Raw genomic sequence first — 22,129 nt, forward strand, 5'->3', positions numbered from 1 at the left:
CTGTGAGGATCGGCGGGCGATTCCGCACATTCCTTCCGGCCGCGGGGATATTTGCGAAGGTTTGCGGTTTACCCGCAGAAGTCCCGATCTTCCGCTTCCGCCACGACGAGGACCGGCCGCCGCCCCCGGACCACCCGAATGGACGCTGGCAGGACAAGAGCTGTCCTACTACGCCCATGACGACGGCCAGGAGGATCAGCTGGGAAGCGGCGACCGCCCGACGGCCGGAACGGCAGTTCCTGGCCAGTGCCGCCCGGATGGGCACACCGGTGGAGGACGTGGTCGGCACGATGCCCGCCGACCGAGGGCCCGTTGCCTACGCCTGCGGCTTGCGGGCCTCGACGAGCTGGCGTGCGCTGTGGGCGACGAAGGGCCCCTCCGCCTCGATCCGCTCGTGCAGGGCGCGCAGCCGGGGCTCGTACGCCTCGACCGTGAATCCCGGGACCATCCACACCACCTTGCGCAGGAAGTGGACGACGGCCCCGACGTCGTGGAACTCCATCCGCAGCCGCTCCGCCCGCAGATCGACGACCTCCAGCCCGGCCGCCTCGGCACCGGCCCGCTCCCGGTCGGGGTGGCGTGCGTTGCGGTTCTCCTCGGGCTGGGGCCCGAGGAAGTACTCGACGAGCTCGAAGACGCTGCTGGGCCCGACGTGCTGGGCGAAGTAGGTGCCGCCGGGCGCGAGGACACGGTCGATCTCCGTCCAGCGGGGCACGACGGGATGACGGCTCACGACGAGATCGAAGGCCCCGTCCGCGAAGGGGAGCGGCGCGTCCTCGGGCGAGGCGACCACCGCGACCCCGCGGGGCCGGAGCCGGGCGGTGGCCTTGGCGACGTTCGGCGGCCATCCCTCGGTGGCGACGACGAGCCGGGGCGGGCGGGAGGCGGCCCCGAGCGCGAAGTCCAGCACCTCGCCTCCCCCGGTCTGCACGTCGAGCACGGCGGTGGCCGACTCCAGCCGGCCGGCCATGGACCGCGCGTACCCCCAGGAGGGCCGGGCCTCGGTGGCCCGCCCCTCGAACCAGGAGAAGTCCCACCCTTCGGTGGGGACGGAGGCGCCTTCGGCGACGAGTTCCTCGAAGGTGCGGGGATGTTTCCGAGCCATGAGACCGATCATTGCAGGGGACGGACATTGGCAGGGGGTGGCGACGCCCGGGGCCGGACGGGTACGGCCGTGCGCGGACGGCGGGCTCAGGCCACCAGCGGGCGGACCTCCTGGGCCGCGAACCGTACGAAGCCCTCCGGGTCGGGCTCGTCCCCGGTCGGCTGGAGGATCACGGTGTCGGCCCCGGCCTCGGCCAGCCGCTGGACGGCCTTGGCGACGGCACCCGCGTCCCCGGCGACCGCCAGATCCGGAACGGAGCCGAGACCTTCGGCGACCAGTTCGGCCCGCAGCCGGTCGGCGGCACCGGGCCCCGTGGCGGCGAGGAGGTAGACGACGACCTCGTGCGGCTCGGTCCGCCCGGCCGCCTCCCGCCCCTCGTCGATGAGCCGGCGGGCGCGCCGCACTCCGTCGGGCGCGGTGGCCGCGGTGAGAATCGTCCCGTCGGCGGCCTCGCCGGCCAGCCGCAGCGAACGGGGCCCGGTGGCACCGGCGAGCACCTGGACGTCCCCCTCCGGCGGCCAGTCGAGCGCCACGTCGTCGAGCCGGACGTACCGCCCGTCGGTGGTCACCCGCTCCCCGCGCAGCAGGGCCCGCAGGGCGAGCAGGTGCTCGCGCAGCAGGGTGACGGGCGACTCGACCCGCGCCCCGACCTGCCCCATCCAGTCCTGCACACCGTGACCGACGCCGAGGATCGCGCGTCCCGGGAACATCCGGTGCAGTGTGGCGGCCTCCATGGCGGTGATCGCGACGTTCCGGAGCGGCACGGGCAGCAGCCCGACCCCGACCCGCACCCGCTCGGTCCACGCCAGCGCAGCGCCGGCCGTCGAGATCCCTCCTTCGCGGAAGCAGTCCTCCCAGAGCCACAGCTCCTCCAGGCCCGACTCGTCGGCGGCACGGCAGACGTCACGCAGGCGTTCGGGGGCCAGTTGGGGACGGAAGACAGCACCGAGTCCAGTCATGGGGTCTTCCTATCTCGGGCGGCGCCGGCCGACAACAGCATTACGGGGCGCCGGCCCGTGTGGGGCCCCGGTCTTCGTGGGTACGTTCGGTCGGGACACCGGTGGTACGGAGGGGGCCTGGTTCATGGGGCGGCGCTGGGTGGACGGGCGGGGGGCCCTGGTCGTACGGGGTGGCCCGGGTGCGGCGGACGTCCGGGTGCCGCTGGAGGTAGCCGCCTCCTACCGGACGCGCACCAAGGGCCTGTTGGGGCGCGACCACGTCGACGGGGCGCTGCTGCTCTCCCCCGCGAACAGCGTGCACACCTTCGGCATGCGCATCCCCATCGACGTCGCCTACCTCGACCGCCGGCTCACCGTCATCGCCGTGCGCACCATGCGGCCGGGGCGGCTGGGGCTGCCCCGGTTCCGCTCCCGGCACGTGGTGGAGGCGGAGGCCGGGGCGATGGCGGGGTGGGGGCTGCGGGTGGGGACGCGGGTGGAGGTCGTGGAGGGCCGGCCGTCGGGTTCCTCGGGCGAGGCCCCGGGCCCTCTGGGCTGAGCGCGGTGACGTGACCCCGGCCCGCCGTGGCCGGGGAGCGACCGTGCTCACGGAACTGGCCGGGGAACTCGGGGCGCGGTAGCGGTGGGTGACGTTCATCGGTTGGCGGCTGCGACGGTCACTCTTCTGAGCGGGGGAAGGAGACTTCGACCCGGCGGTTCTTCTTGCGGCCGGCCTCCGTCGAGTTGTCGGCGATGGGGTACTGCTCGCCGTAGCCCCGGACCTCGTACGTGATGCCGGCGTCGTTCAGCTCCTGCACCAGGAGTTCCTGGACGGCGTTGGCCCGCTGCTTGGACAGGACGTCGCCGTGTGCGGAGGAGCCGAGGTTGTCGGTGAAGCCGAAGACGCGGACCTTGGTGGCGTTCTGGGTCTTGATCTCCTCGGCGATACCGGAGATCCGGGACTTCGCCTCGGCACCGAGCTTGGCGCTGTCCTTGCCGAACAGCACCTCGGCCTGGAGCGCGAACTTCACGTCCGAGTTGGTGTCCTCCCGCCGCTCGTCCCCGCTCTGATCCTCCACGACCGACTTGATGTCCAACACCTTGGCCTGCGCGAGGGTCGCCCCGTCGGGAAGCTTCAGGTCGGGGTCGTCGGGGTCCACCTCGACGGGGGCGGGGGCGGAGGCTTCGGTGCCGGGGGGGACGTTCGGGTTGTCGTCGGCGTGGGCCCACGTCGTGCCGACGACGTTCGTGGCCACGAAGAAGGAGGCGGTGAGGAGGATTGTGAGGCGGGTGTTCATTGTCGGCCTCACCCGGAGATCTCAATGGGCGCGGACGCAAAAGTGGGCAGCTGGAAGGTGACTTCCTCCGTGTCGGCGGGAGGTGCTGGGAACTGCATGAAGACAGAGATGGACGCGCCCGGCTTGATCCTGGGCATGTCCGTGGTCGTCAGAGGACGGCCGTCGGTGTCACGCAGCACGTAGTACCGCTTTTTGTTGGCGGAGTCCACGAGGGTTGCCCCCCCGAGCGACCCGCCGTGCCGCATGATCTCGGTCTCGTCACCCCGTGTCTGAATCGGAATACGAGCGGCCTCCGCACCGTCATTCTTGATCTCCCCGCTCACGGTCACAAATCCACCCGCGTCCCGGGCCGCGGAATCGATCGTGAGAATCAGGCCGTCCTGCCCTTTCAGTTCAGCCAGCGGGGCGTCCGTACCCTGCTGGGAGCTGGGTCCTGCCTTACCACCGGAGGTGGCGGACGCCGATGCCTTGGGCTTTTCGTCGTTGCCGCTCCCGCCGCCGCAGCCGGCCACACCGAGGGCCAATCCAGCCGCAACGGCCGTCGCGGCCATCCCTCTGCGGGCCTTCGCCGTGAACCGAATGTTCATGACTCAGCTTCCTTCGTCTCTCATCGTTCGCTTGTCAGTCGGCCAGATGGACGTCAAAAAGGTCTTGGGGCTCTGGAAGTTCAGCGAGATCGTCGGGGTCCAGGTCCCATTGTTGGTTCTCGCAAGTGAGCCTGGGCAGCTCGTCGTCCGCCACCGGGAGTTCGAACGAGCAGCGGGGTTCGATGACGGCGGTGGCGGAATCTCTCGCCTTCTTGTCCTCCGTGCCCGGCACGATGGTGTCGCCGACCGGCTCGTTGGTCTCGACAGCGACCGTGTAGGCCAAGAGCCCCTTCGGATCGCAATCCTCCAGTCGGGCGTCATTCTGCGCCGCGAGTTGAGCCGCACGCGCACAGGGCTTCCCTGTCGGCCCTATGCCGTCGAAGATGTCCTGCCACAAATCCGGCTTCAGCACGTTCTCCAGCCAGTGGTCCGCGAGGTGGTCTCGCGTCTCCTGAGCTGCCGCGAGTGCGGCGGCATCCGCCGCCGTCCGAGCCTCGTTACGAGTCGCCGCGGCCTGGCCCACCGCAAAGTAAGCGAACGCAAGAAAGAGCAGACCCGCCACCACCGTGATGTAGATGGGGAAGGCCTGCCCTGCGTCGTTGCGACCGGGACGCCGGATCAGTCGACGACCTCGTCGATCTTGTCGGTGATCGCGTTGTAAATCGTCTCGCCGATATCCGTCCCCGTAATGGCCAGCACGATCGCCACCACCACCGCGATGATCCCCAGATACTCCACCGCCGTCTGCCCCTTGTCGTTCCGGGCGGTGCGGTTCCGCAGGTACGTGGCGGTGGTGTGGAGCCAGTTGGTCATGGTGTTCCCCTCCAGGGTGGCCGGTGCCGCGTTCGGCCTCTGGAAGGTACGGCGGGACACCTCGTCCCGCGGAGGGCCCCAGGGCCCAATTCCGGGCCCAATCGGTGAAGGTCATCGCGGATCACCCCAGGCCCGCCGGGAGTCCGGTGCCGCGCCGAGCCACTTGGCGGCGGCCTCGGCGCGGCTGGTGCTGTGGAGCTTGGCGAAGATGCGGTTGATGTGGTTCTTGACCGTCTTCTCGCTGATGAAGCACGCGGCGGCGATCTGCTGGTTGTTCATGCCGGACGCGATGAGGTCCATGATCTCCGCCTCCCTCGTGCTCAGTTGGAACCTCGACCGGAACGACGACCTGTCAGGAGTACCGGACGACGACTGTCCCACAGATGGTTGCAGTTGCGAAAGAGGATGTGCCGAAATCGCGCTATCGGGCGGCGGGCCGAGGGGCGTTGACTTCGGCAGCGCATGTGCATTCGCACTCTGGCGGCCGCCACCCAGCCCCTCCGGCAGGCCCTCCTCCTCCCGCAGCCGGGCCAGCAGCGCGCCCGCCGCCGTCGGTGTGACGTGGGCCCTGCCCTCTCTGACGTCCCGCAGCGCCGTCACCAGTTGGTCGGCCGTGAACTCGCCGTGGACCAGGTAGCCGCCCGCCCCCCGGCGCAGTGCCTCCCGCACGATCTCCGACTCCCTGCTGTACGTCAGCATGATCACCGGTGCGATCCCCACCAGGTACGGGAGTGCCGAGATGCCGTCGACGCCGGGCATGCGGACGTCCAGGAGGACGACGTCGGGGCAGTGCCGGTCGGCCGCCTCGCAGGCCGCCCGGCCGTCCGCGGCCTCGGCGACGACCGTGATGTCCTCCCGCCCGGAGAGCAGGGCGGTGAGGCCGGCCCGGACGACCGGGTTGTCGTCCGCGACGACCACCCGCAGCGGGGGCGTCGGGGCCGGGGCGGGGATGGCGTGGTGGAGTGGGCTCCGGGTCCGGTCCGGGTCGTCCGGCATCGGGGGGCCTCCTCTCCTGTCGTGGGGGGGTCGGTTGCCGCGTGCTCATGTCTGTGGCCGCGGGTCCGGGGGCGTCAGTGCGGCCAGGGGGAGGTCGAGGCGGACCTCCGTGCCCCTGGGGTGGTCGCCCCGGCCGATGCGGATGCGTGCTCCGACCGAGGCGGCCCGCTCGACCATGCCGACCAGGCCGAAGTGACCCGCGTGGCGGAGCTGTTCGAGGGTGGTGCCCGGGGGGAGGCCGCGGCCGTCGTCGTACACGCTGATGCGCAGCAGGTCGCCGTGGACGCCCGCGTGGACGTCCACGCGGGTGGGCGACGCGTGGCGGTGGGCGTTCTCCATGGCTTCGGAGGCGATGGTCAGGAGTTGGCGGGCCACCGCCGGGGGGACGGCCGGCACGGCCCGGTCCGGGGTGGGGTGGTGGTACGTGGCGGGGACGCCGGTGCGGGCGGAGAAGTCCCTGGTGCGCGCCGCCAGTTCCGTCGTGACGTCCGTGGCATGGGACGGGTCGGCCTCGCGGCGCAGGTCGGTGAGGAGTTCGCGGGACTCGGCGGCGGCTCGACGGGCCGAGCGGGCCACCAGGTCCGCCTGCCGTCTGATCAGCGCCGGGTCCGGGCGGTCGCCGCCGGCCGTGGTGGCCAGTCCCTCGGCGGCCAGGGCCACGCCGTGCAGGGTCTTGGCCACGGAGTCGTGCAGTTCACGGGCCAGGCGGGCGCGTTCGGCGCTCACCGCCTCCGTGACGGCCAGCCGGGCCTGCACGGCCGTCAGGGCCTGGGTGGCGGAGCCGAAGCGGAGCAGGAGGTTGCGCAGGCTCGATCCCACGGCTCCGGCGATGACACAGAGGCCGGGGAGGAGCGATGCCTCCGCCGGACCCGGGCGCGGGTCCTCCAGCGTCGCGTGGACGAGGAGCAGGAGCAGGGACTGGAGGGAGGCGAAGACGGCCGCGCCGCGCCAGCCGTAGACCAGTCCCGCGAGGAGCGGGGTGCAGACGCTGACGTAGGCCAGTGTCGTGTCGGGGCCCGCCGAGATCAGGAGCAGGAAGCCGAAGAGGGTGTCCACCGCGAGGAGGGTGGGGTGGCGCAGGAGGAGGGGGCCGAAGCGTTCCCAGTCCCGGAAGAGGACGTAGGAGCCCATGAAGGTGACGACCACGGCGGCCCCGACCAGGCGCGCGCCCAGGCCCGGGTTGGCGTTGAGGAGGGCGGCGGGGGCGGCCACGGCGATCATGGCCAGGCGGAAGCCGAAGACCTGGCGGCACAGGGCCTGGAGGGCGTTCACCTGGAGGGTGATGGCGGGTGCGGGCCCGGGTGTGGGCCCGGGTACCGGGTCCTGGCTGTGCGCGGCCTCCGACCCTGCGACGGCGGCGGTGACGTCGGCCGGCCGGTCGTGCGCGGGCGTCCGTGGCGCCGGTGCGGGCCCCGGCTGCCTCGGCATCCCCGGCAGCGGTGCCTCGGCCGGCTCCCAGCCCGGCGGCAGTGCAGGCGTCGCCGTCGTCACCGGGACGTCGGGGGCGCCCGTGCGGGCGTGGGCCGGCAGGACCGTGCCCGCCGGCGGGGTGGTGATGACCGGCGGTCCCGGGCGGCGGCGCAGGCGCCTGGTGGGCCTCTCGGCCGGCTCCTGGGCCACCAGGTCATTCGCCGGCGGGTTCGTGGTCGGCATGTCGTCCTCCCCTACTCACCCGTGATCGTCCCGAAGTCCGTCCCCGACCCCAGGATCAGTCCGGCGCCGAGGAGGATCATGGTGGCCGGGACCATGAACGTCGTGATCATCATCGTGGCCTTGGGGACCGCGCGGGCCGCCTTGCGGCGGGCGTTCTGGGCGTCCGTGCGGCGCATGTCCTTGGCCAGGGACACCAGGGTGTCGACGATGGGGGCGCCCAGTTCCTCGCCCTGCTGGAGCGCGGTGACGAACATCGCCACCTGTTCGGAGTCGTTGCGGCGGCGCAGTTCCGCGAAGGCCTGGCGGCGGCTCATGCCGAGGTCCATCTGGCGCAGGGTGATGCGCAGCTCGTCCGCCCAGGGGCCCTCGTAGCGCATGGCGACGCGGTCCAGGGCCTGGCGGAAGCCCAGTCCCGCGCTCACCACGACCGCCAGGACGTCGAGGAAGTCGGGGAGGGTGCGTTCGATCTCGTCCTTGCGGATGCGGATCGCCGACCAGATGCCGACCTCCGTCCAGAACGCCCCGAAGGCCAGCAGGAGCAGGGCGACCAGGAACTGGCCGCGCATCAGGAAGACCAGGAAGCCGGTCAGGCCCAGGAAGCCGTAGACCGCCCGGCGGGCGGCGTACCGGTCGATGGTCAGGCCGCCGGGGTTGCCGGCCAGGTCGATCTTGCGGCGGTACTTGGCGACCAGGCTCGGGCCCATCAGGCGCAGGACGGCGGGGGCGTAGCGCATGCCGAGGCGGTCGACGAGGGAGTCGACGGCGCCGGTGCGGGTGGAGCCGACCTCCAGGGCGAGGGCGAGGTCGCCGGGGAGCTTGGCCTCGGCCCGGTACATGCGGATGCCGGCGAAGACGCCCCAGACGCTGAGGCCCATGACCAGTGCGAGCAGCAGTCCCATGAGATCTCCCCTGCGTCCTACACGTCGATGCGCGAGAGGCGGCGGATGAGGACGAAGCCGACGGCGTACAGCGCGAAGGCGACGATCACCGCGACCTGCCCGGCCGGTGAGCCCGTCATGCGTTCCAGGGCGCCGTCCTTCACGCCGTTCATCAGGAACAGGGAGCCGACGCCGAGCACGGGGACGGCGTACGACGTCATGTTCACCTGGGACAGCTGCGTACGGACCTCCCGTCGCGTCTCCTTGCGCTCCTCCAGCGTCTCCGTGAGGTTGCGCAGCGCGCTGACCACCTGGCCGCCCGCCCGGTTGGACAGGATGAGGGTGGTGACCAGGACGACCAGTTCGCGGGAGGGGAGCCGGTCCGCGAGTTCGCCGAGCGCGTCGTCCATCGAGGCGCCGAGCGTGAGCTGGTCGGCCACCTTGCCGAGTTCCTCGCCCGCCGGGGCCTCCAGTTCCTCGGCGGCCATGCCGATGGCGGTGCGCAGGGCGAGGCCGGCGTGGGTGGCGTTGGCGAGGATGCGGGCGAGTTCGGGGAGCTGGTTGATGAACTTCTCGATGCGTTTCTGGCGTTGCCAGTTGAGGAACTGCACCGCGGCGGCGGCGCCGAGGAGTCCGGCGAGCGGGCCGAAGAACGGGGCCAGGGCCGCCTGTCCGATCATCCACAGGCCCGCGACGCTGGCGAGCATGTAGACGAAGAACTCCCCGGGGGTGATGTCGAGACCGGTCGCCGCCAGGCGGAGTTCCAGCTTCCGGCCGGTCTTCGTACGGCGCAGACGGCGGTCCAGGGTGCGGAAGCGGCGCCGGCGGCCCGCGGACGGCGCCTGGCCGGTGGCCGCGAGACGGTCGACGAGGGCCTGGCGCTGCGCCTTGCCCGTGGCGTAGGAGTGCAGGCCGACGACCGCCAGGACGCAGGTCAGCAGGGTGATGCCGGTGGTGAGCGTGACGAGGTTTTCCAGTTCCATCGGCGGTTCCTACCTGGCTCGGGCTTCGGCTTCGGCGGCTTGCGCGGGCACGGTTCCTACCTGGCCTCTCGGGTGGCGAGCTGGTCTGCGGTCTGTGCGACGCCGAAGGCCTGCGGGATGGGCTGGCTCGCCATGTAGAGGCGGTCGGCGGTGCGGCGCGGGAGGGGGTAGTACTCGAAGGCGCCGTGGATCCGGCCGTCGGCGGTCATCGGCCGGGCGTTGAAGCGGGCGACCGTGGCCAGGCGGTAGGGCTCGCCGCCGTGGCTGGCCAGCATGGCGATCTCGGTGATGCGGCGGGCGCCGTCGGCGAAGCGGGTGAGCTGGACGATGACGTCGACGGCGCTGTTGATCTGGTCGTGCAGGGCCACGAAGGGGATCTCCACGTCGGACATGGAGGCGAGCGTCTGCAGACGCATCAGGGCGTCCTCCGCGCTGTTGGCGTGGACGGTGGCGAGCGAGCCGTCGTGGCCGGTGGACATCGCCTGGAGCATGTCGAGGGACTCGCCGCCGCGGACCTCACCGACGACGATGCGGTCGGGGCGCATGCGCAGGGAGTTGCGGACCAGGTCGCGGATGGTGACGCGGCCCTTGCCCTCGACGTTGGGCGGGCGCGACTCCAGGCGGATCACGTGCGCCTGCTGGAGCTGGAGTTCGGCCGAGTCCTCGATGGTGATGATGCGTTCGGTCTCCGGGATCAGACCGGACAGGGCGTTGAGGAGGGTGGTCTTCCCGGTGCCCGTGGCGCCGGAGACGATGATGTTGAACCTGGCCTGCACCAGGCCGGCGAGCAGGTACAGCATGTGCTCGTCCAGCGAGCCCAGGCCGATCAGCTCCTGGAGGGTGAAGGAGCGGGGGAAGCGGCGGATGGTGAGGGTGGCGCCGGTCAGGGACAGCGGCGGGATGATGACGTTGACGCGCTCGCCGGAGGGGAGGCGGGCGTCGACCATGGGGTTGGACTCGTCCACGCGGCGGTTGACGGTGGAGACGATCCGCTCGATGGTCTGCATGAGCTGGTCGTTGGAGGCGAAGCGGAGCGGCAGTTGCTCGACCCGGCCGCCGCGCTCGACGAAGATCGCGTCGGGGCCGTTGACCATGATCTCCGTGATGGAGGCGTCTTCGAGCAGGGGCTCCAGGATGCCCAGTCCCAGTGCCTCGTCGACGACCCGGCGGATCAGCTGGGAGCGTTCGACCGTCGACAGGACCGGGCCCTCGCGGCTGATGATGTGCCCGAGCACCCGCTCCAGCCGGGCCCTGCGCTCGGCCGTGGCCAGCGAGCTCATCTCCGCCAGGTCGATCTCCTCCAGGAGCTTGGCCCGGTAGGAGGCGACCAGGTGTCCGTCCTCGCCCCGGCCGGCGTGCTCCTCGGGGGAGTGGATGCGTGCGCGCAGGCTCATGCGTCCGGTGCTCCTTGCTCCTCGGTCAGTGGTCGAGCGGCATGGTCGCCGTCCTGGTCGCGTCCCCGAAGTCCCAGCCGGGGACGATCGAGGGGATGTCGACGGTGGCGGTGACCGTCACCTCGTCGGCGGCGTACGACGGCGGGCAGTCGGTGCCGTCGGCCAGCCAGCCGCTGACGGCCGCCCGGCACGCCTGGCCGGCGCTCTGCTGCAGCGAGGCGCCGCGCGCTCCGGCGCGGGCGGCGGTGCCGGCCTGCTGGGCGGTGTACGCGATCAGGCCGAGCTGCACGGCGGCCATGGCGACGAGGACGAGGATCGGCAGGAACCCGAGGTACTCGATGGCGACCTGGCCCCGGTCGCGCCGCCCGGTCCGGACGTACGGCATGTCAGTCGTCCTCCTCCTCGACGGCCCCGGCGTGTCCGCGCACGTCGAACGGGAAGCCGATCGTGCCCGGGAAGAGGACGGGGACCCTGAGCCGTACGTCGGCCGTGACATAGCCGTTCGCCGTGCCGCAGTTCACGTCGGCTCCCCCCTCCCACCCGCCGGGCAGCTTGTCGAGGCCGGCCTCCCGGCACGCGCCGGCCCGCTCCCCCGGGCCCGCCGCGGTCCCCGCCCGTACCGCCTCGTCCGCAGCATTACCCGCGAGGGTGAACGTGTATCCCACGAGGACGAGCTGCCACAGCACCACCAGAGTCACGATGATCGTCGGCGTCATGCCGAGGAACTCGATGGTGACCTGGCCACGGTCCCCTCGCGCGTTCCGGCCGCGTAACGCGCTCATCCTCCGCCCTCCTTGCGGCGCCGGAAGCTCACCGACCCCCGGTCGCCCCGGAACCTGCCGCCCTTGCGGTGGTCGCTCTCGGGCGCCTTGACCAGCCCCAGCTCGCCGGCGAGGCTCCACAGGGCCTGCTTGACGGTGCTGCGGCTGTCGAGTTCGTGGATGCGTCCGGCGTCCACGGCGCCCTGGAGTTCCTTGAAGCCCGCGGGGACGGCCGTCTCCGCGACCTCGGTGCCGGTGATCCGCCGGATCAGCGCGGGCTGGATCTCCGTGGCGCGGGTGTGCCGGTTGACGACGACGGTCGTCTCCTCGGCCTTGCGGATCTGTAGCCGGTCCCACATGCGCACCGCCCGCTTGGCGCCCCGCACCGCGACCACGTCCGGGGTCGTCACCAGCAGCGCCTTGTCGGCCATCTCCACGGCCGCCGCGCCGGCCCCGCCGAGCTGGGCGCCGCAGTCGATGACGACGACCTCGTAGCGGGAGCGCAGGGCGCCGACGATCTGGCGGGCGGCGCGGTCGGTGACGTCCTCGCCGCGTTCGCCCTCGCCGGGGGCGAGCAGCAGGGCGACGCCGGTGTCGTGGCGGAAGACGGCGTCGGCCAGGACGCGCGGGGAGATGTCGGTGATGGCGGCCAGGTCGACGACCGAGCGGCGGAACTGGACGTCGAGGTAGGAGGCGACGTCGCCGGTCTGGAGGTCCATGTCGAGCAGTGCCGTGCTCCGGCCGGAGGCCTGGGCGGCGAGGGCGAGCTGGATGGCCGTCACGGTCGCGCCCACGCCGCCCTTGGCGCCGCTGACCGTGACGACGGTGCCGCCGGTGCCGGTGAACACGTCGCCGCCGGTGCCCAGGTGCCGGCGTACGCCCACCGACCACTGGGCCACCGCCTGGACGCGGCTGGCGAGTTCCTCGTAGCTCAGGGGCAGGGCGACCAGGCCGCGGGCGCCGTAGTCCATGGCGGCCTGGAAGAGGCCGGGGCCGGCGTCGGAGGTGACGAGGATGACGCCGACGGCCGGGAAGCGCAGGGCGACCTCGCGGATCAGTTCGAGGGCGGGGACGGGGCCGATCCGCTCGTGCACGACGACGACCTCGGGCAGTTCGTCGACCGATTCGGCGGCCAGCCGGGCGAGGGTGTCCACGAGCTGGGTCGAGTCGACGACCGGGGCCACGGGTTCGGCGTCCGGGAGCTGGCTGAGCAGGGTCGTGATGGACCGTACGGCGTCCGGGTCGCCGACTGCCGGGAGGATCCTCGTGGGCATGCGGGCCTCTCACTTGTCCTTCGCGAGTTCGTACGTCCGGTCCTTGTCCGGCACGGCGCTGTCGCCGCCCGGTGCCACGAGCGCGAGCCGGACCCGCTGGGCGAACGACTCGGCGTAGGTGATGCGCTGGGCGTCGATGGTGGACAGGGCGAAGGTGATGGGGACGGCGTCGGTGGGCTGCCGGTCGCGGCTGTTCTCGTCGGGTTCCAGTGAGGTGAGTTCGCCGACGTCGAGGACCTTGGCGTTTGTTACGATGATCTTGGATTGAGCGGGGTCACCCTCACGCTCTCCCTCGAAGGTGGCGTACACGTTGACGGTGGAGCCCGGCGTGATCTTGCCGGCGACACCGGTCGCCGCGTCGATCATGATGGCGACCTCCTGCTGCCCGGGCTGCAGGGCGGGCTGGTCCACGATCATGTCGCTCTGCAGCAACGAGCCCTGCTTCAGCGTCGTCACGGCGATCTTGCCGCGGATCCGGTCGAGATCGGTGACCGCGTTCTCCGACAGCCAGCGCTCGGGCATCTCGATCTTCTCGAACTGGCTCGCGTTCAGGGCCGTGTACGGCTCCACGTTGGTTTTGAGCCGGTAGGCGGTGACCTCGGGGCCGACCTTGGACTGCACGTCGCGGATGACGGACAGCACGCCGGCGAACGCGCCGAGGGCGCAGACGACCGACAGGATCAGCAGGATGATGCCGCGGCGCTGACGGGAGTTCATGAGCCGTGCAACCTCATTGGGGGTTCGGTTCGGGCCGGAACGGAGGACGGGGGGCGGGCCGGTCGTGGGCCGGACGTGCGCCGGGGTGGCTCACCCGGTGAGCATGCGGGGGCCGGTGCCGCGGCGGAGGCCGGGCCGGCCGCCTGGTCGGGCCTCCGGCCGGCCGTCCGGCCGGCCGTCCGGCCGGGTGTCGTGCGCCGGGGGCGCCGCGGAGCAGAACACGCAGCGGTCCCCGATGACGTCGATGCCGCACCAGTGGCACCGGCTCTGCCGCACGGACGTGACGAGCTGGTACAGGACCGACAGGTCGGGCAGGTAGGCGCAGAACTCCGTCAGCCTGCCGGTGCCCCACCAGCCCGGGGACTCGGCGGGGAGCGGGGCCTCGCGCTGCCCGAGCACGTTCCAGGACGGGGCGAGGGTGCCGGTGACCCAGTCGGACGGGAGCTGGCCCTTGGCGACCAGCAGCCAGGTGCCGAACTCGGGCCCGGCGAGGGCGGCCCCGGGCGCGATCCTCACCAGCTGCGGCTCGGGATGGGCGACGACGCCGAACTGGCTGCCCGGCATCCAGGACTTGGCGTGCGACTTCAGGCCCACGGGGACGCGGTCGAGCCGGGCGACGGAGCCGAGGAGGGCGCCGGAGTGGATGTAGTGGGTGAGCAGGCGGCCGGCCGAGGCGAGGACGCCGGGGCTGAGGTCGCAGGAGGCGAGCTGCCGTAACTGGCGGGCCAGTACGGCGAGCCCGAGCGGGGGCAGGGGCGGCCGGAACAGGGCGATCCGGTCGGTCTCCAGCAGGGACCGGATGGTGTGCAGCCGCCGCTCCACGCCGGCGGGGACGGCCTGCGAGCACACCACGATGACGTGCCCGTACTGATCGACCAGCGACTGCATCTCGGTCAGCGCCTGCTCCAGAGGACGCTGGTCGACGTCCTGGAGCACGACCGCGGGCAGGGTCCGTTCGTCCTGCGGTGGCAGCGCCATGTCGGCACTGGTCACGGCGATGGCAGTTGGCACACGCGGCTCCCCGTCTCCCCATGCCCCGCGGCTGGGCCGGCGCTCGCACCGACACACCCGGACGACTTCACAGCGTGACTACCTGAGCACTGTATCCATGCGTCTGTGACCGGAGAACAGCGTTTCTGTAGCTCTGGAACAACTCGTGTGGCACAAGTCACGCCAAACCGGGTCAGGTTGCTTCGGCATCGGTCGCAACTCGGGCCTGCGTGCGCCCCATAGCGGTCGGCGGCGACACCGACAGGCCCGGCCCGGCACGCCTCCAGCGCGCCCCGGCGGTCGACGCCTGCCCCTGACGGCCGCCCCTCAAGAGAACTCGTGCAGCACCACCCAGTATTCGTCCTCCTCGACCGAGGTGGCACACAGCCGCCGGCCATCGACGGAGACCGCCAGGAACTCGGGCGACCCGGTCACCCTGCCGACGCGCGACGGCAGCTTGCCGCCGACAAGATCCCTGACCTTCACCCAGCCGACCTCGCTACCCCCGGACAGAGGCGGAAGCATCAGGAACTCACCGCGTTCACCGTGCAGCGCAGCCGCTGAAGCATGGTGCTGCCACTGCCGGTCGAGCTCCTCGGCAGCACCAGGGGAGGCCGCGGGGACGGCAGCGACCGGCACGACGTCGAACCCGGCGGCAGCGTGGATGGCGGCCTCCACGGACGGCCCGCCCGCCGCCGCCACTCCCACCACCTGAAGACCACAACGCCCGAAGACGCGCAGCCACTCCGGGTTCTCCTGCTCCCGCACGGAACGGAAGAACGAATCTCGCACCTGGCATTCTCCACTTCAGCACAGAGAGTCGGCGAAGGGATCCCGCCGCATGGAACTGTGCGGAGACATCATTACAGGAAGATGAAAATCATCGACGCCTGCAGTCCTGCGCCACAAATTTCTTAATCTGGCCAGCCCGCGAGACCCGTCCTGTACGCTGATTGCGGGTCAGTCGGGCATCTGTGCGCGCAACGCCGCCTCCATACCTGGATCACACAAAAGCACTGTCCGGAACGTGACTTTATCTTGCCCCGGGAGGTCTGCCTTCGCAGCCCAGTATTTCGCCGCGCCAGAGAGCATGCGATAGAAACTTCGCCGCTCGTCATTCATTTCCTGGAGAATGCTTTCAGCGGCGTCAATGGTCAGCAGGATGTGGGCGGCGGGGAGCCAGTGAAAATCGTGAAGGCAATCTCGCAACGCGTCCCAGTTCCAGCCGAAATAGTCGGGGAGTCGCAGATGTTCGTAAAATTGAGTGAAAACTCCGTCAGCGTCGACCATGTCTTGCCCGGACATCCTGGCCGAGTAAAAGAGACCGCTGGGCGGCAGCGCATGAATGGCCGAAATCTGCGTGACGCTAGATACGACGGTTAGCTGCTTCGTTTCTTTCCACCAGAGTTGCTCGATCACCGGCCCTGCTCCATGACGATGTAGGTTTGATAATGGGTGGGAGTGTAGTAAGCAGAACCATCTGATCCGGTCACGATACGCTCACCTCCCCACTTAGGATTCTGTGCGGACTGGACAGTACCCCATTCTGTGTACTTGACAGGGTTGCCCTGGCTGTCAAACTCTGGCAGTTTGTACCCGCCGTTCTTCCCGCTATTTTCGAACGGCTTGGGGATGGAAGGGCCCATCAGTTGGGGGCCAGCTCCCTGCGCTTCCACCCCGAACTGCCGGATGTCCTGCAGCACTGCCCAGGACTCAGGTGGGACGTCCGTAGGGATCCAGCCCTTCAACGTGGGTAGCGGGCGGTTTCGGGGTCGTAGTGGCGGAAGTAGTTGTAGTGGAGGCCGGTTTCGGGGTCGTAGTACTGGCCCGGGAAGCGCAGTGGTGTGCACGTCGTGCTGTTCGCCGCCCAGGCAGTCGTGCCCCACAGCGTGCTTCGCGTTCGCCACGAGATCTCCCCCTGTTCGTCGATCAGTTCGCTGGGGGTGCCGACGAGGTCGGTGATGATGGCGAAGAAGCGGGAGTCGATCTCCTGCTGCGAAGCCTCGGCGGTGAGGATGCGTTCCGTTTGGGCGAGGGGGCGCAGGCCCTGGTGGTCCCAGGTGAGGGTGACCGGGTGGGGGAGGTCGGGGGAGGTCGTGGTCTGTTCGCACAGCACCGTGCCGTCCCAGGTGAAGTCCACCCGCTCCGCGATCGTTTCGCCGTCCTCGGCCAGGCGGAGTTTTGCCGTGCGGCGACCCAGGGGGTCGTAGGTGTAGCGCCAGCGGACGCCGTCCGGAGTGACCACCGACGTCAGGCGGTCCTCGGCGTCCCATTCATAGCGCCAGGTGTCCGGCCTGCGGGACAGGCGGGTCTTCTGGCGCAGGGTGATGCGGCCCAGGGCGTCGTGTTCGTAGCGGACGCGGCCCGCGCGGGTGATGCGCGTGCCCGTGTATGCCCGTTCACCCGTCGCCTCGCCGCCCGGGTGGGACGACGGCCAGTCGGCGTGCGTCTGGTTGCCGGCCGCGTCGTAGGCGTACGTCTCCGTCCAGTCGGCCGCGTGGACCGCCGTCACCCGGCCGACCGCGTCCAGGTCGAAGCGGTGCGGGCCGGAGAGCTGGTCGTCGATGCCGGTCAGGTTGCCGTCGGCCCGGTAGGTGTAGGTCCGGTGCCGGACCCTTCGGCCGCCCGCGCCCGTCACCGACTGGCTCGTCAGGCGGCCCAGGGCGTCGAAGGCGTGTTCCAGGGTGATCGTCTCGCCGATGCGGCGGGACAGCTCGCGGCCCGCCTCGTCGTACGTGACGACGATGGAGCGGCCCGAGGCCACCAGCCCCGTCCGGCGGCCCGCCGCGTCGTACGTCCATGTCGTCGTGGCCCCGGTCGGGGTCGTACGGCCCGTGCGTCGGCCCAGGTCGTCGTACGTGTACGTCAGGGTGCGGCCGTCGACCGTCTCCTCCCGCACTCTGCCGTAACGGTCCCGCAGGATCGTCAGCGCCGTGCCGTCCGGGCCCGTCGCCTGGGCGAGGCCGTCGGTGAAGTCGTACGCGTAGGTCGTGACCCGGCCGGCGGCGTCCTTGCGGACGACCTGGCCATGTTCGGGATCATCACATTGTCGCATTGCCGATCGCAACGCGGCCCTCTGGTCCCTGCCGCGGAAGCGCGAGCCCGGCAGCACGGCCCTTGTCACTTACGGGAGTTGGTCCGGACCTACCTCTTGACACCCTCAATTGGTCTGGACCACCTTGTACTTCAGCGGTGGCCACCGTCCCCATCCCTCCCCACTCCCCCACCGGAGGCTCCAGTGGACCCCGTACGCAGACGGCGCAGACGCCGGCTCGGTACCTGGTCGGGTGCCGTCACCGCCGCCCTGGCCCTCGCGGTCACGGCCGTCGGCCCGGCATCCGCCGCGGACGTCAACAACGTCAAGAACGCCGGCTTCGAGTCCGGTCTGAGCAGCTGGACCTGCTCGGCGAACAGCGGTACGACCGTCGCCTCCCCGGCGCACGCGGGCTCCGCCGCGCTGAAGGCCACGCCGGCCGGGCAGGACAACGCCCGGTGTTCGCAGAGCGTCGCGGTGAAGCCCAACTCGACGTACACGCTGAGCGCCTGGGTGCAGGGCGGGTACTCCTACCTGGGCGTGACGGGGACGGGCACGACGGACGTGTCGACCTGGACGCCGGGCTCCGACGCGTGGAAGCAGCTGAAGACGAGCTTCACCACCGGTTCGTCGACGACGTCGGTCACGGTGTACACGCACGGCTGGTACGGCCAGTCCGCCTACTACGCCGACGACGTTTCCGTGTTCGGCCCGGACGGAGGCGGCAACGGCGAACCGGAGCCGACGGTCCCGGCCACCCCGGCCGGACTGAACGTCTCCGGGACGACGTCCTCCTCGGTGTCACTGGCCTGGAACACCGTGTCGGGCGCGACCGGCTACAACATCTACCGCGACGGTACGAAGGTCACGGCGGTGACCGGCACGTCGGCGACGGTGACCGGCCTCGCGGCCGCGACGTCGTACTCCTTCCAGGTCACGGCGACGAACGCGGCCGGTGAGTCCGCCAAGTCGGCGGCCGTGACGGCCCGTACGAAGGAGCAGGACGGCGGCGGCAACGGCGATCTGCCCAAGCACGCCGTGACCGGCTACTGGCAGAACTTCAACAACGGGGCTGCGGTCCAGAAGATCTCGGACGTCCCGTCCCAGTACGACATCATCGCGGTGGCCTTCGCCGACGCGACGGCGACGCCGGGCGCGGTCACCTTCAACCTGGACTCGGCCGGGCTGGGCGGTTACACGGTCGACCAGTTCAAGGCGGACATCCGCGCGAAGCAGGCCGCCGGGAAGAAGGTCATCATCTCGGTGGGCGGCGAGAAGGGCACCGTCTCGGTGAACGACTCGGCCTCGGCGACGGCCTTCGCCAACTCCGTGTACTCCCTGATGCAGACGTACGGCTTCGACGGCGTCGACATCGACCTGGAGAACGGCCTCAACGCGACGTACATGACGCAGGCGCTGCGTGCGCTGTCCGCGAAGGCGGGCCCGGACATGATCCTCACGATGGCGCCGCAGACGATCGACATGCAGTCGACGTCGGGTTCGTACTTCCGGACCGCGCTGAACGTGAAGGACATCCTGACCGTCGTCAACATGCAGTACTACAACAGCGGTTCCATGCTGGGCTGTGACGGCAAGGTGTACAGCCAGGGCACGGTGGACTTCCTGACCGCCCTGGCCTGCATCCAGCTGGAGGGTGGCCTCGACCCGTCCCAGGTCGGCCTGGGCCTGCCGGCCTCGACCCGTGCCGCGGGCGGCGGCTACGTGTCGCCGAGCGTGGTGAACAACGCGCTGGACTGCCTGACCAAGGCGACCAACTGCGGGACTTTCAAGCCGTCCAGGACGTACCCCGACCTGCGGGGCGCGATGACCTGGTCCACCAACTGGGACGCGACGGCGGGCAACGCCTGGTCCAACGCGGTGGGTCCGCACGTACACGCGCTGCCGTAACCGACCCGGCCCCGGCCGACAGGCCCCTCGCCCACGAGAACGTGGGTGGGGGGCCTTGTGCTGGCCTGCACGCACTCATCGAGGGGCCCATGATGTAGTGGCGCATGGGAGCACACTGCGAACTCCCCTGCCCTGTCATCGAGGAAGTTGATGCGACTTATCGGTTTCTATCGTGAGCTGTCAACGAATGACCCTTCATACGAAGAGAAGATGCCGGAGCCTGGTTCCGGGACAGCCCAATATCCTTCCAAAGAGGTGGGGCGTTACCTGACTTCAGGGCACCCCGTTCTCGACGTCACGGAGCTGACGACGGATGCGATCGGGAACCGTTTCCGTGTGCCTGGTGGCTCATCTGTGCTGACTGACGGCACACATGCATGGCGGGCAGATCTCGCACACTACGTAAATCACTACTCCATTGCTTTGCCCGCAGAGTTCACGCAGTTCATGGACAAGCATGGATACCGAGTTCCGCAGGTGACACGGAAGAAATTGATCGACATCTCGATGGACGTCACCCGGTTTCTCGGCTTCCGGGCCGATGCAGGTTCACGGCGCCGAGGCGACACCTGATCGACCGCCTATGCCTTATTACGCCGACCTGAGTCCGTACACCTACGATTCATCCGATCAGAACGCTCTGAGTGTTGGGTGGCTCGACAGCGATCACCCATATCCTACTGGGCCCACGCCTGATGGGCTGGTATCAGCTCTTGTGCAGCACGCCAACCATCCGGTAAACGTGCATCGCGGTATGCACTTCTGCAATCTCTGTCCAGATTTTCAGACAGCAAGGAGCAACATTTCGAGAGGGAACCATTTCATTGGGAGCGGAGAGATCCACATCAAAGGACGCGATGGCCGTGTTTACGCGGCGCCGCTAATGATAATTCACTACTTAGAGGCCCATCGATACCTGCCGCCGGAAGAGTTCTGTGCCGCTGCGCTCGGGGCGGACCGGCCGGATGGAACGGATAATTGATGCCACACCTGATCACCCTCTCCAGGGACACGCCGATCTCGACCGTACATGCATTGTTGCCCAGTGGCCTCTTCTACTCGGCCAGGATGTCCGGGCGGGACATGCCTGACGCCGACGGAGTCTTCGCACAGTTCTACGAGCATCTGCGACTCCCCGACTATTTCGGCTGGAACTGGGACGCCCCGCGGGACTGCCTTCAGGATTTCCACTGGCTCCCCGCCACACACGTACTGGTGGCCATTGACGACGCTGCGTACATTCTCCCGGAAATTGATGCATTCCCTACCGAATACTATCTGACGCAGCGAAATACCGGGACGGAAAGGCCGACATTCCAGGGCAGGAGAAAGTCACGATTCAGACCCGTCTTCAAGGCCGCGCTGCCCCCGTTGCCCGAGCACGAGGTCGCCCTGCGCCTGGCGCACCGACTGGAGCGTCAGCGGGTGCTGGAGGGCGACAGCCCCACCGAGTACGTCGGGGTACTGCATGAAGCCGCGCTGCGTATGCAGTTCGGTGGGCGGAAGGTGGCGCGTGGCCAGTTGGAGCATCTGCTCGCCTTCTCGGAACTGCCCCACGTGTCACTGCGGGTTCTTCCGTTCGCGGCCGGCGCCTTCCCGGGCGCCGGGCAGACCGTCGTCTACATGGAGGGGCCCGTGCGACGGCTCGACACGGTCCAGATCGACAGTTCGCACGGGCCGGAATTCCTTCACCACGAGGCTCAGTTGTCCAAGTACCGGGCGCAGCTCGACTGGATGGAGCAGCACGCTCTGTCGCCCACGGAGTCGTACGCCCTCATCCAGGACATCGCCAACCAGCTCTGAGGAGACACCATGCCCGACATCACGTGGGAAGAGCCGTTCTGCGCCGAGGGATCGGCCTGCTTCCGTCTCGGCACCGACGACGCCGGCAACGCCTACATCGCCATAGCCGGCGAAGAGGACGCCTACCTCACCGACAGCCGGGACGCCCTGCGCCGGATGATCCTGGACATCAAGGCGGGGAAGGCCGACCACCTCCTCTGAGGCCGGTGCCGGGCAGCCGGCCGGCCTTCGTCAGCCTCCCAGGAGTCTTCCGAACGTCTCCCCCGCCACAGCGCGCAGCAGTTCGTCCTCGACCGCGCGCAGCCCTCCGCCGGACCGGCCGGCCCCGGACGACGCGCCGTACGGGCGTCCCTTGGCGCGCCAGACGTGTTCGGCGCCCGGCGTGGCAACCAGGCAGTCCATGCGGAGGTCCCCGGCGATCCACAGGGCGCCCCGGCCGTCGCGCATGCGCAGCCAGATCTCCTCGGGCACGCTGGACTCCAGTTCCCGGGCCACCTGGCCGTCCGGTGCCAGCAGCAGGATCAGGCGCTTGCCGTCCGCAGTCCGCTCCAGCTGGCACGGCCAGGCCTGGAACGGATGCGCGGCGGCGATGCGTACCAAGGCCGCGTCGTTGGCGTACGCCAGCCAGCCGCCCAGCCCGAAGAAACCCCCGAGCACGAGCCCGACCGCGCTGATGATGATGGCCGCTGTCGTTCCGAAGGGCCAGGCCGAGGCCGCGGTGAGGATCACCACCGCAAGCAGCGAGGCCAGTAGCGCCGTGCCCAACAGCGCGAGCCGGAGGTAGACCTTCCGCGAGTGGCGCAGCCGTTCGCCGACCCAGGACTCGGCCCGGCGCCGCGACACCTGGTACCCGTACTCGTTCGCCAACATGAGCCTTCGCCCCCCGTGAGTTGGTCTGTACATGGTCTCCGGCCCGGCCCCTCCGTGGAAGGGCGGCCGCAGCGGTCACCGTGTGAAACATTTCCCCGGGCCCACCGCATCAATGAGGTGTAGGCAG

Annotated in this window: 26 protein-coding genes and 1 pseudogene; 6 read left to right on the plus strand and 21 right to left on the minus strand. The window is 70.0% G+C overall.

The features are described 5' to 3' along the window. Positions 1-316: 316 nt before the first annotated feature. Both H0H10_RS27825 and H0H10_RS27830 read right to left on the minus strand, forming a co-directional pair. Complete coding sequence (locus H0H10_RS27825) at positions 317-1,105, minus strand: class I SAM-dependent methyltransferase (protein WP_223180520.1); 789 nt, start codon at positions 1,103-1,105, stop codon at positions 317-319. Positions 1,106-1,191: 86 nt separating this feature from the next. Then, positions 1,192-2,064 carry an LLM class flavin-dependent oxidoreductase gene (locus H0H10_RS27830; RefSeq protein ID WP_188183893.1) on the minus strand — a complete coding sequence of 291 codons (873 nt, stop codon included), beginning with the start codon at positions 2,062-2,064 and terminating at the stop codon, positions 1,192-1,194. A gap of 124 nt (positions 2,065-2,188) precedes the next feature. Here H0H10_RS27830 and H0H10_RS27835 point away from each other — a divergent pair, with 124 nt between their 5' ends. After that, complete coding sequence (locus tag H0H10_RS27835; RefSeq protein ID WP_188183944.1) at positions 2,189-2,602, plus strand: DUF192 domain-containing protein; 414 nt, start codon at positions 2,189-2,191, stop codon at positions 2,600-2,602. 118 nt (positions 2,603-2,720) lie between these two features. On the opposite strand, the gene H0H10_RS27840 is transcribed toward H0H10_RS27835, so the two are convergent. From H0H10_RS27840 to H0H10_RS27925, 18 genes and pseudogenes are all read right to left on the minus strand, one after another. After that, a complete protein-coding gene (locus tag H0H10_RS27840) occupies positions 2,721-3,341 on the minus strand; it encodes an OmpA family protein (RefSeq protein ID WP_188183894.1) in 621 nt (206 codons plus the stop codon). An 8-nt stretch (positions 3,342-3,349) separates the two neighbouring features. After that, a complete protein-coding gene (locus H0H10_RS27845) occupies positions 3,350-3,928 on the minus strand; it encodes a hypothetical protein (RefSeq protein ID WP_188183895.1) in 579 nt (192 codons plus the stop codon). 34 nt (positions 3,929-3,962) lie between these two features. Further along, complete coding sequence (locus H0H10_RS27850) at positions 3,963-4,547, minus strand: pilus assembly protein TadG-related protein (protein ID WP_188183945.1); 585 nt, start codon at positions 4,545-4,547, stop codon at positions 3,963-3,965. Continuing rightward, a complete protein-coding gene (locus tag H0H10_RS27855) occupies positions 4,547-4,741 on the minus strand; it encodes a Flp family type IVb pilin (RefSeq protein WP_188183896.1) in 195 nt (64 codons plus the stop codon). The genes H0H10_RS27850 and H0H10_RS27855 overlap by 1 nt, the downstream gene beginning before the upstream one ends. Positions 4,742-4,852: 111 nt before the next feature. After that, positions 4,853-5,737 carry a response regulator gene (locus H0H10_RS27860; RefSeq protein WP_188183897.1) on the minus strand — a complete coding sequence of 295 codons (885 nt, stop codon included), beginning with the start codon at positions 5,735-5,737 and terminating at the stop codon, positions 4,853-4,855. 45 nt (positions 5,738-5,782) lie between these two features. After that, complete coding sequence (locus H0H10_RS27865; RefSeq protein ID WP_223180521.1) at positions 5,783-7,390, minus strand: sensor histidine kinase; 1,608 nt, start codon at positions 7,388-7,390, stop codon at positions 5,783-5,785. An 11-nt stretch (positions 7,391-7,401) separates the two neighbouring features. After that, complete coding sequence (locus tag H0H10_RS27870) at positions 7,402-8,289, minus strand: DUF5936 domain-containing protein (protein WP_188183898.1); 888 nt, start codon at positions 8,287-8,289, stop codon at positions 7,402-7,404. A 17-nt stretch (positions 8,290-8,306) separates the two neighbouring features. Next, positions 8,307-9,251, minus strand: a complete 945-nt coding sequence (locus H0H10_RS27875; RefSeq protein WP_188183899.1) for a type II secretion system F family protein — start codon at positions 9,249-9,251, stop codon at positions 8,307-8,309. Between the two features lie 56 nt (positions 9,252-9,307). After that, positions 9,308-10,645, minus strand: coding sequence for a TadA family conjugal transfer-associated ATPase (locus H0H10_RS27880; RefSeq protein WP_188183900.1), 1,338 nt, complete (start codon positions 10,643-10,645; stop codon positions 9,308-9,310). Between the two features lie 25 nt (positions 10,646-10,670). Continuing rightward, positions 10,671-11,030: a TadE/TadG family type IV pilus assembly protein gene (locus tag H0H10_RS27885; protein ID WP_188183901.1), complete on the minus strand. Its 360-nt coding sequence runs from the start codon at positions 11,028-11,030 to the stop codon at positions 10,671-10,673. 1 nt (position 11,031) lies between these two features. Then, a complete protein-coding gene (locus H0H10_RS27890; protein ID WP_188183902.1) occupies positions 11,032-11,427 on the minus strand; it encodes a pilus assembly protein in 396 nt (131 codons plus the stop codon). Continuing rightward, positions 11,424-12,680, minus strand: coding sequence for a CpaE/TadZ family protein (locus H0H10_RS27895; protein WP_188183903.1), 1,257 nt, complete (start codon positions 12,678-12,680; stop codon positions 11,424-11,426). The genes H0H10_RS27890 and H0H10_RS27895 overlap by 4 nt, the downstream gene beginning before the upstream one ends. Before the next feature lie 9 nt (positions 12,681-12,689). Further along, positions 12,690-13,397 carry a Flp pilus assembly protein CpaB gene (gene cpaB, locus H0H10_RS27900; RefSeq protein ID WP_188183904.1) on the minus strand — a complete coding sequence of 236 codons (708 nt, stop codon included), beginning with the start codon at positions 13,395-13,397 and terminating at the stop codon, positions 12,690-12,692. A gap of 90 nt (positions 13,398-13,487) precedes the next feature. Continuing rightward, complete coding sequence (locus H0H10_RS27905) at positions 13,488-14,375, minus strand: hypothetical protein (protein WP_223180541.1); 888 nt, start codon at positions 14,373-14,375, stop codon at positions 13,488-13,490. A gap of 339 nt (positions 14,376-14,714) precedes the next feature. Continuing rightward, positions 14,715-15,179 (minus strand): hypothetical protein, encoded by a 465-nt coding sequence (locus H0H10_RS27910; RefSeq protein WP_309141915.1) that lies wholly within the window; start codon positions 15,177-15,179, stop codon positions 14,715-14,717. A 168-nt stretch (positions 15,180-15,347) separates the two neighbouring features. Further along, entirely contained in the window at positions 15,348-15,806 is a 459-nt protein-coding gene (locus H0H10_RS27915) for a barstar family protein (protein WP_309141916.1), read from the minus strand. Beyond that, a complete protein-coding gene (locus H0H10_RS27920) occupies positions 15,803-16,090 on the minus strand; it encodes a ribonuclease domain-containing protein (protein WP_188183905.1) in 288 nt (95 codons plus the stop codon). Before H0H10_RS27920 ends, H0H10_RS27915 begins: the two co-directional genes overlap by 4 nt. 50 nt (positions 16,091-16,140) lie before the next feature. Beyond that, positions 16,141-17,415 (minus strand): annotated as a pseudogene (locus H0H10_RS27925) (RHS repeat-associated core domain-containing protein); the annotation flags it as partial. Between the two features lie 210 nt (positions 17,416-17,625). Here H0H10_RS27925 and H0H10_RS27930 point away from each other — a divergent pair. The 5 genes from H0H10_RS27930 (at position 17,626) to H0H10_RS27945 (ending at position 21,333) form a co-directional block, all read left to right on the plus strand. Beyond that, positions 17,626-19,329 (plus strand): chitinase, encoded by a 1,704-nt coding sequence (locus H0H10_RS27930; RefSeq protein ID WP_188183906.1) that lies wholly within the window; start codon positions 17,626-17,628, stop codon positions 19,327-19,329. Between the two features lie 255 nt (positions 19,330-19,584). Beyond that, the gene (locus H0H10_RS27935; RefSeq protein WP_188183907.1) at positions 19,585-19,902 is read left to right on the plus strand and encodes a hypothetical protein; all 318 of its coding nucleotides are present in this window, start codon (positions 19,585-19,587) and stop codon (positions 19,900-19,902) included. Between the two features lie 10 nt (positions 19,903-19,912). After that, positions 19,913-20,311 carry a DUF7919 family protein gene (locus H0H10_RS41520; protein ID WP_444875697.1) on the plus strand — a complete coding sequence of 133 codons (399 nt, stop codon included), beginning with the start codon at positions 19,913-19,915 and terminating at the stop codon, positions 20,309-20,311. Continuing rightward, positions 20,311-21,132 (plus strand): Scr1 family TA system antitoxin-like transcriptional regulator, encoded by an 822-nt coding sequence (locus H0H10_RS27940; RefSeq protein WP_188183908.1) that lies wholly within the window; start codon positions 20,311-20,313, stop codon positions 21,130-21,132. The genes H0H10_RS41520 and H0H10_RS27940 overlap by 1 nt, the downstream gene beginning before the upstream one ends. Before the next feature lie 9 nt (positions 21,133-21,141). Further along, on the plus strand, positions 21,142-21,333 hold the full coding sequence (locus H0H10_RS27945) for a hypothetical protein (protein WP_188183909.1): 192 nt from the start codon (positions 21,142-21,144) through the stop codon (positions 21,331-21,333). Between the two features lie 30 nt (positions 21,334-21,363). On the opposite strand, the gene H0H10_RS27950 is transcribed toward H0H10_RS27945, so the two are convergent. Further along, positions 21,364-22,002: a hypothetical protein gene (locus H0H10_RS27950; RefSeq protein ID WP_188183910.1), complete on the minus strand. Its 639-nt coding sequence runs from the start codon at positions 22,000-22,002 to the stop codon at positions 21,364-21,366. Positions 22,003-22,129: the final 127 nt, after the last annotated feature.

Origin of the sequence: Streptomyces griseicoloratus (assembly GCF_014534645.1) — a bacterium.
In the GTDB taxonomy this organism is placed as follows: Bacteria; Actinomycetota; Actinomycetes; order Streptomycetales; family Streptomycetaceae; genus Streptomyces; species Streptomyces griseicoloratus.

Excerpts from the sequence above, each read along its gene's own strand:
- H0H10_RS27855 (WP_188183896.1), bottom strand. The coding sequence starts at position 4,741 with ATGACCAACTGGCTCCACACCACCGCCACGTACCTGCGGAACCGCACC.
- H0H10_RS27840 (WP_188183894.1), bottom strand. The coding sequence starts at position 3,341 with ATGAACACCCGCCTCACAATCCTCCTCACCGCCTCCTTCTTCGTGGCC.
- H0H10_RS41520 (WP_444875697.1), top strand. The coding sequence starts at position 19,913 with ATGCCTTATTACGCCGACCTGAGTCCGTACACCTACGATTCATCCGAT.
- H0H10_RS27945 (WP_188183909.1), top strand. The coding sequence starts at position 21,142 with ATGCCCGACATCACGTGGGAAGAGCCGTTCTGCGCCGAGGGATCGGCC.
- H0H10_RS27825 (WP_223180520.1), bottom strand. The coding sequence starts at position 1,105 with ATGGCTCGGAAACATCCCCGCACCTTCGAGGAACTCGTCGCCGAAGGC.
- H0H10_RS27865 (WP_223180521.1), bottom strand. The coding sequence starts at position 7,390 with ATGCCGACCACGAACCCGCCGGCGAATGACCTGGTGGCCCAGGAGCCG.
- H0H10_RS27885 (WP_188183901.1), bottom strand. The coding sequence starts at position 11,030 with ATGCCGTACGTCCGGACCGGGCGGCGCGACCGGGGCCAGGTCGCCATC.
- H0H10_RS27890 (WP_188183902.1), bottom strand. The coding sequence starts at position 11,427 with ATGAGCGCGTTACGCGGCCGGAACGCGCGAGGGGACCGTGGCCAGGTC.
- H0H10_RS27940 (WP_188183908.1), top strand. The coding sequence starts at position 20,311 with ATGCCACACCTGATCACCCTCTCCAGGGACACGCCGATCTCGACCGTA.
- H0H10_RS27950 (WP_188183910.1), bottom strand. The coding sequence starts at position 22,002 with ATGTTGGCGAACGAGTACGGGTACCAGGTGTCGCGGCGCCGGGCCGAG.
- H0H10_RS27905 (WP_223180541.1), bottom strand. The coding sequence starts at position 14,375 with ATGGCGCTGCCACCGCAGGACGAACGGACCCTGCCCGCGGTCGTGCTC.
- cpaB (WP_188183904.1), bottom strand. The coding sequence starts at position 13,397 with ATGAACTCCCGTCAGCGCCGCGGCATCATCCTGCTGATCCTGTCGGTC.
- H0H10_RS27845 (WP_188183895.1), bottom strand. The coding sequence starts at position 3,928 with ATGAACATTCGGTTCACGGCGAAGGCCCGCAGAGGGATGGCCGCGACG.
- H0H10_RS27835 (WP_188183944.1), top strand. The coding sequence starts at position 2,189 with ATGGGGCGGCGCTGGGTGGACGGGCGGGGGGCCCTGGTCGTACGGGGT.
- H0H10_RS27860 (WP_188183897.1), bottom strand. The coding sequence starts at position 5,737 with ATGCCGGACGACCCGGACCGGACCCGGAGCCCACTCCACCACGCCATC.
- H0H10_RS27830 (WP_188183893.1), bottom strand. The coding sequence starts at position 2,064 with ATGACTGGACTCGGTGCTGTCTTCCGTCCCCAACTGGCCCCCGAACGC.
- H0H10_RS27875 (WP_188183899.1), bottom strand. The coding sequence starts at position 9,251 with ATGGAACTGGAAAACCTCGTCACGCTCACCACCGGCATCACCCTGCTG.
- H0H10_RS27870 (WP_188183898.1), bottom strand. The coding sequence starts at position 8,289 with ATGGGACTGCTGCTCGCACTGGTCATGGGCCTCAGCGTCTGGGGCGTC.
- H0H10_RS27895 (WP_188183903.1), bottom strand. The coding sequence starts at position 12,680 with ATGCCCACGAGGATCCTCCCGGCAGTCGGCGACCCGGACGCCGTACGG.
- H0H10_RS27880 (WP_188183900.1), bottom strand. The coding sequence starts at position 10,645 with ATGAGCCTGCGCGCACGCATCCACTCCCCCGAGGAGCACGCCGGCCGG.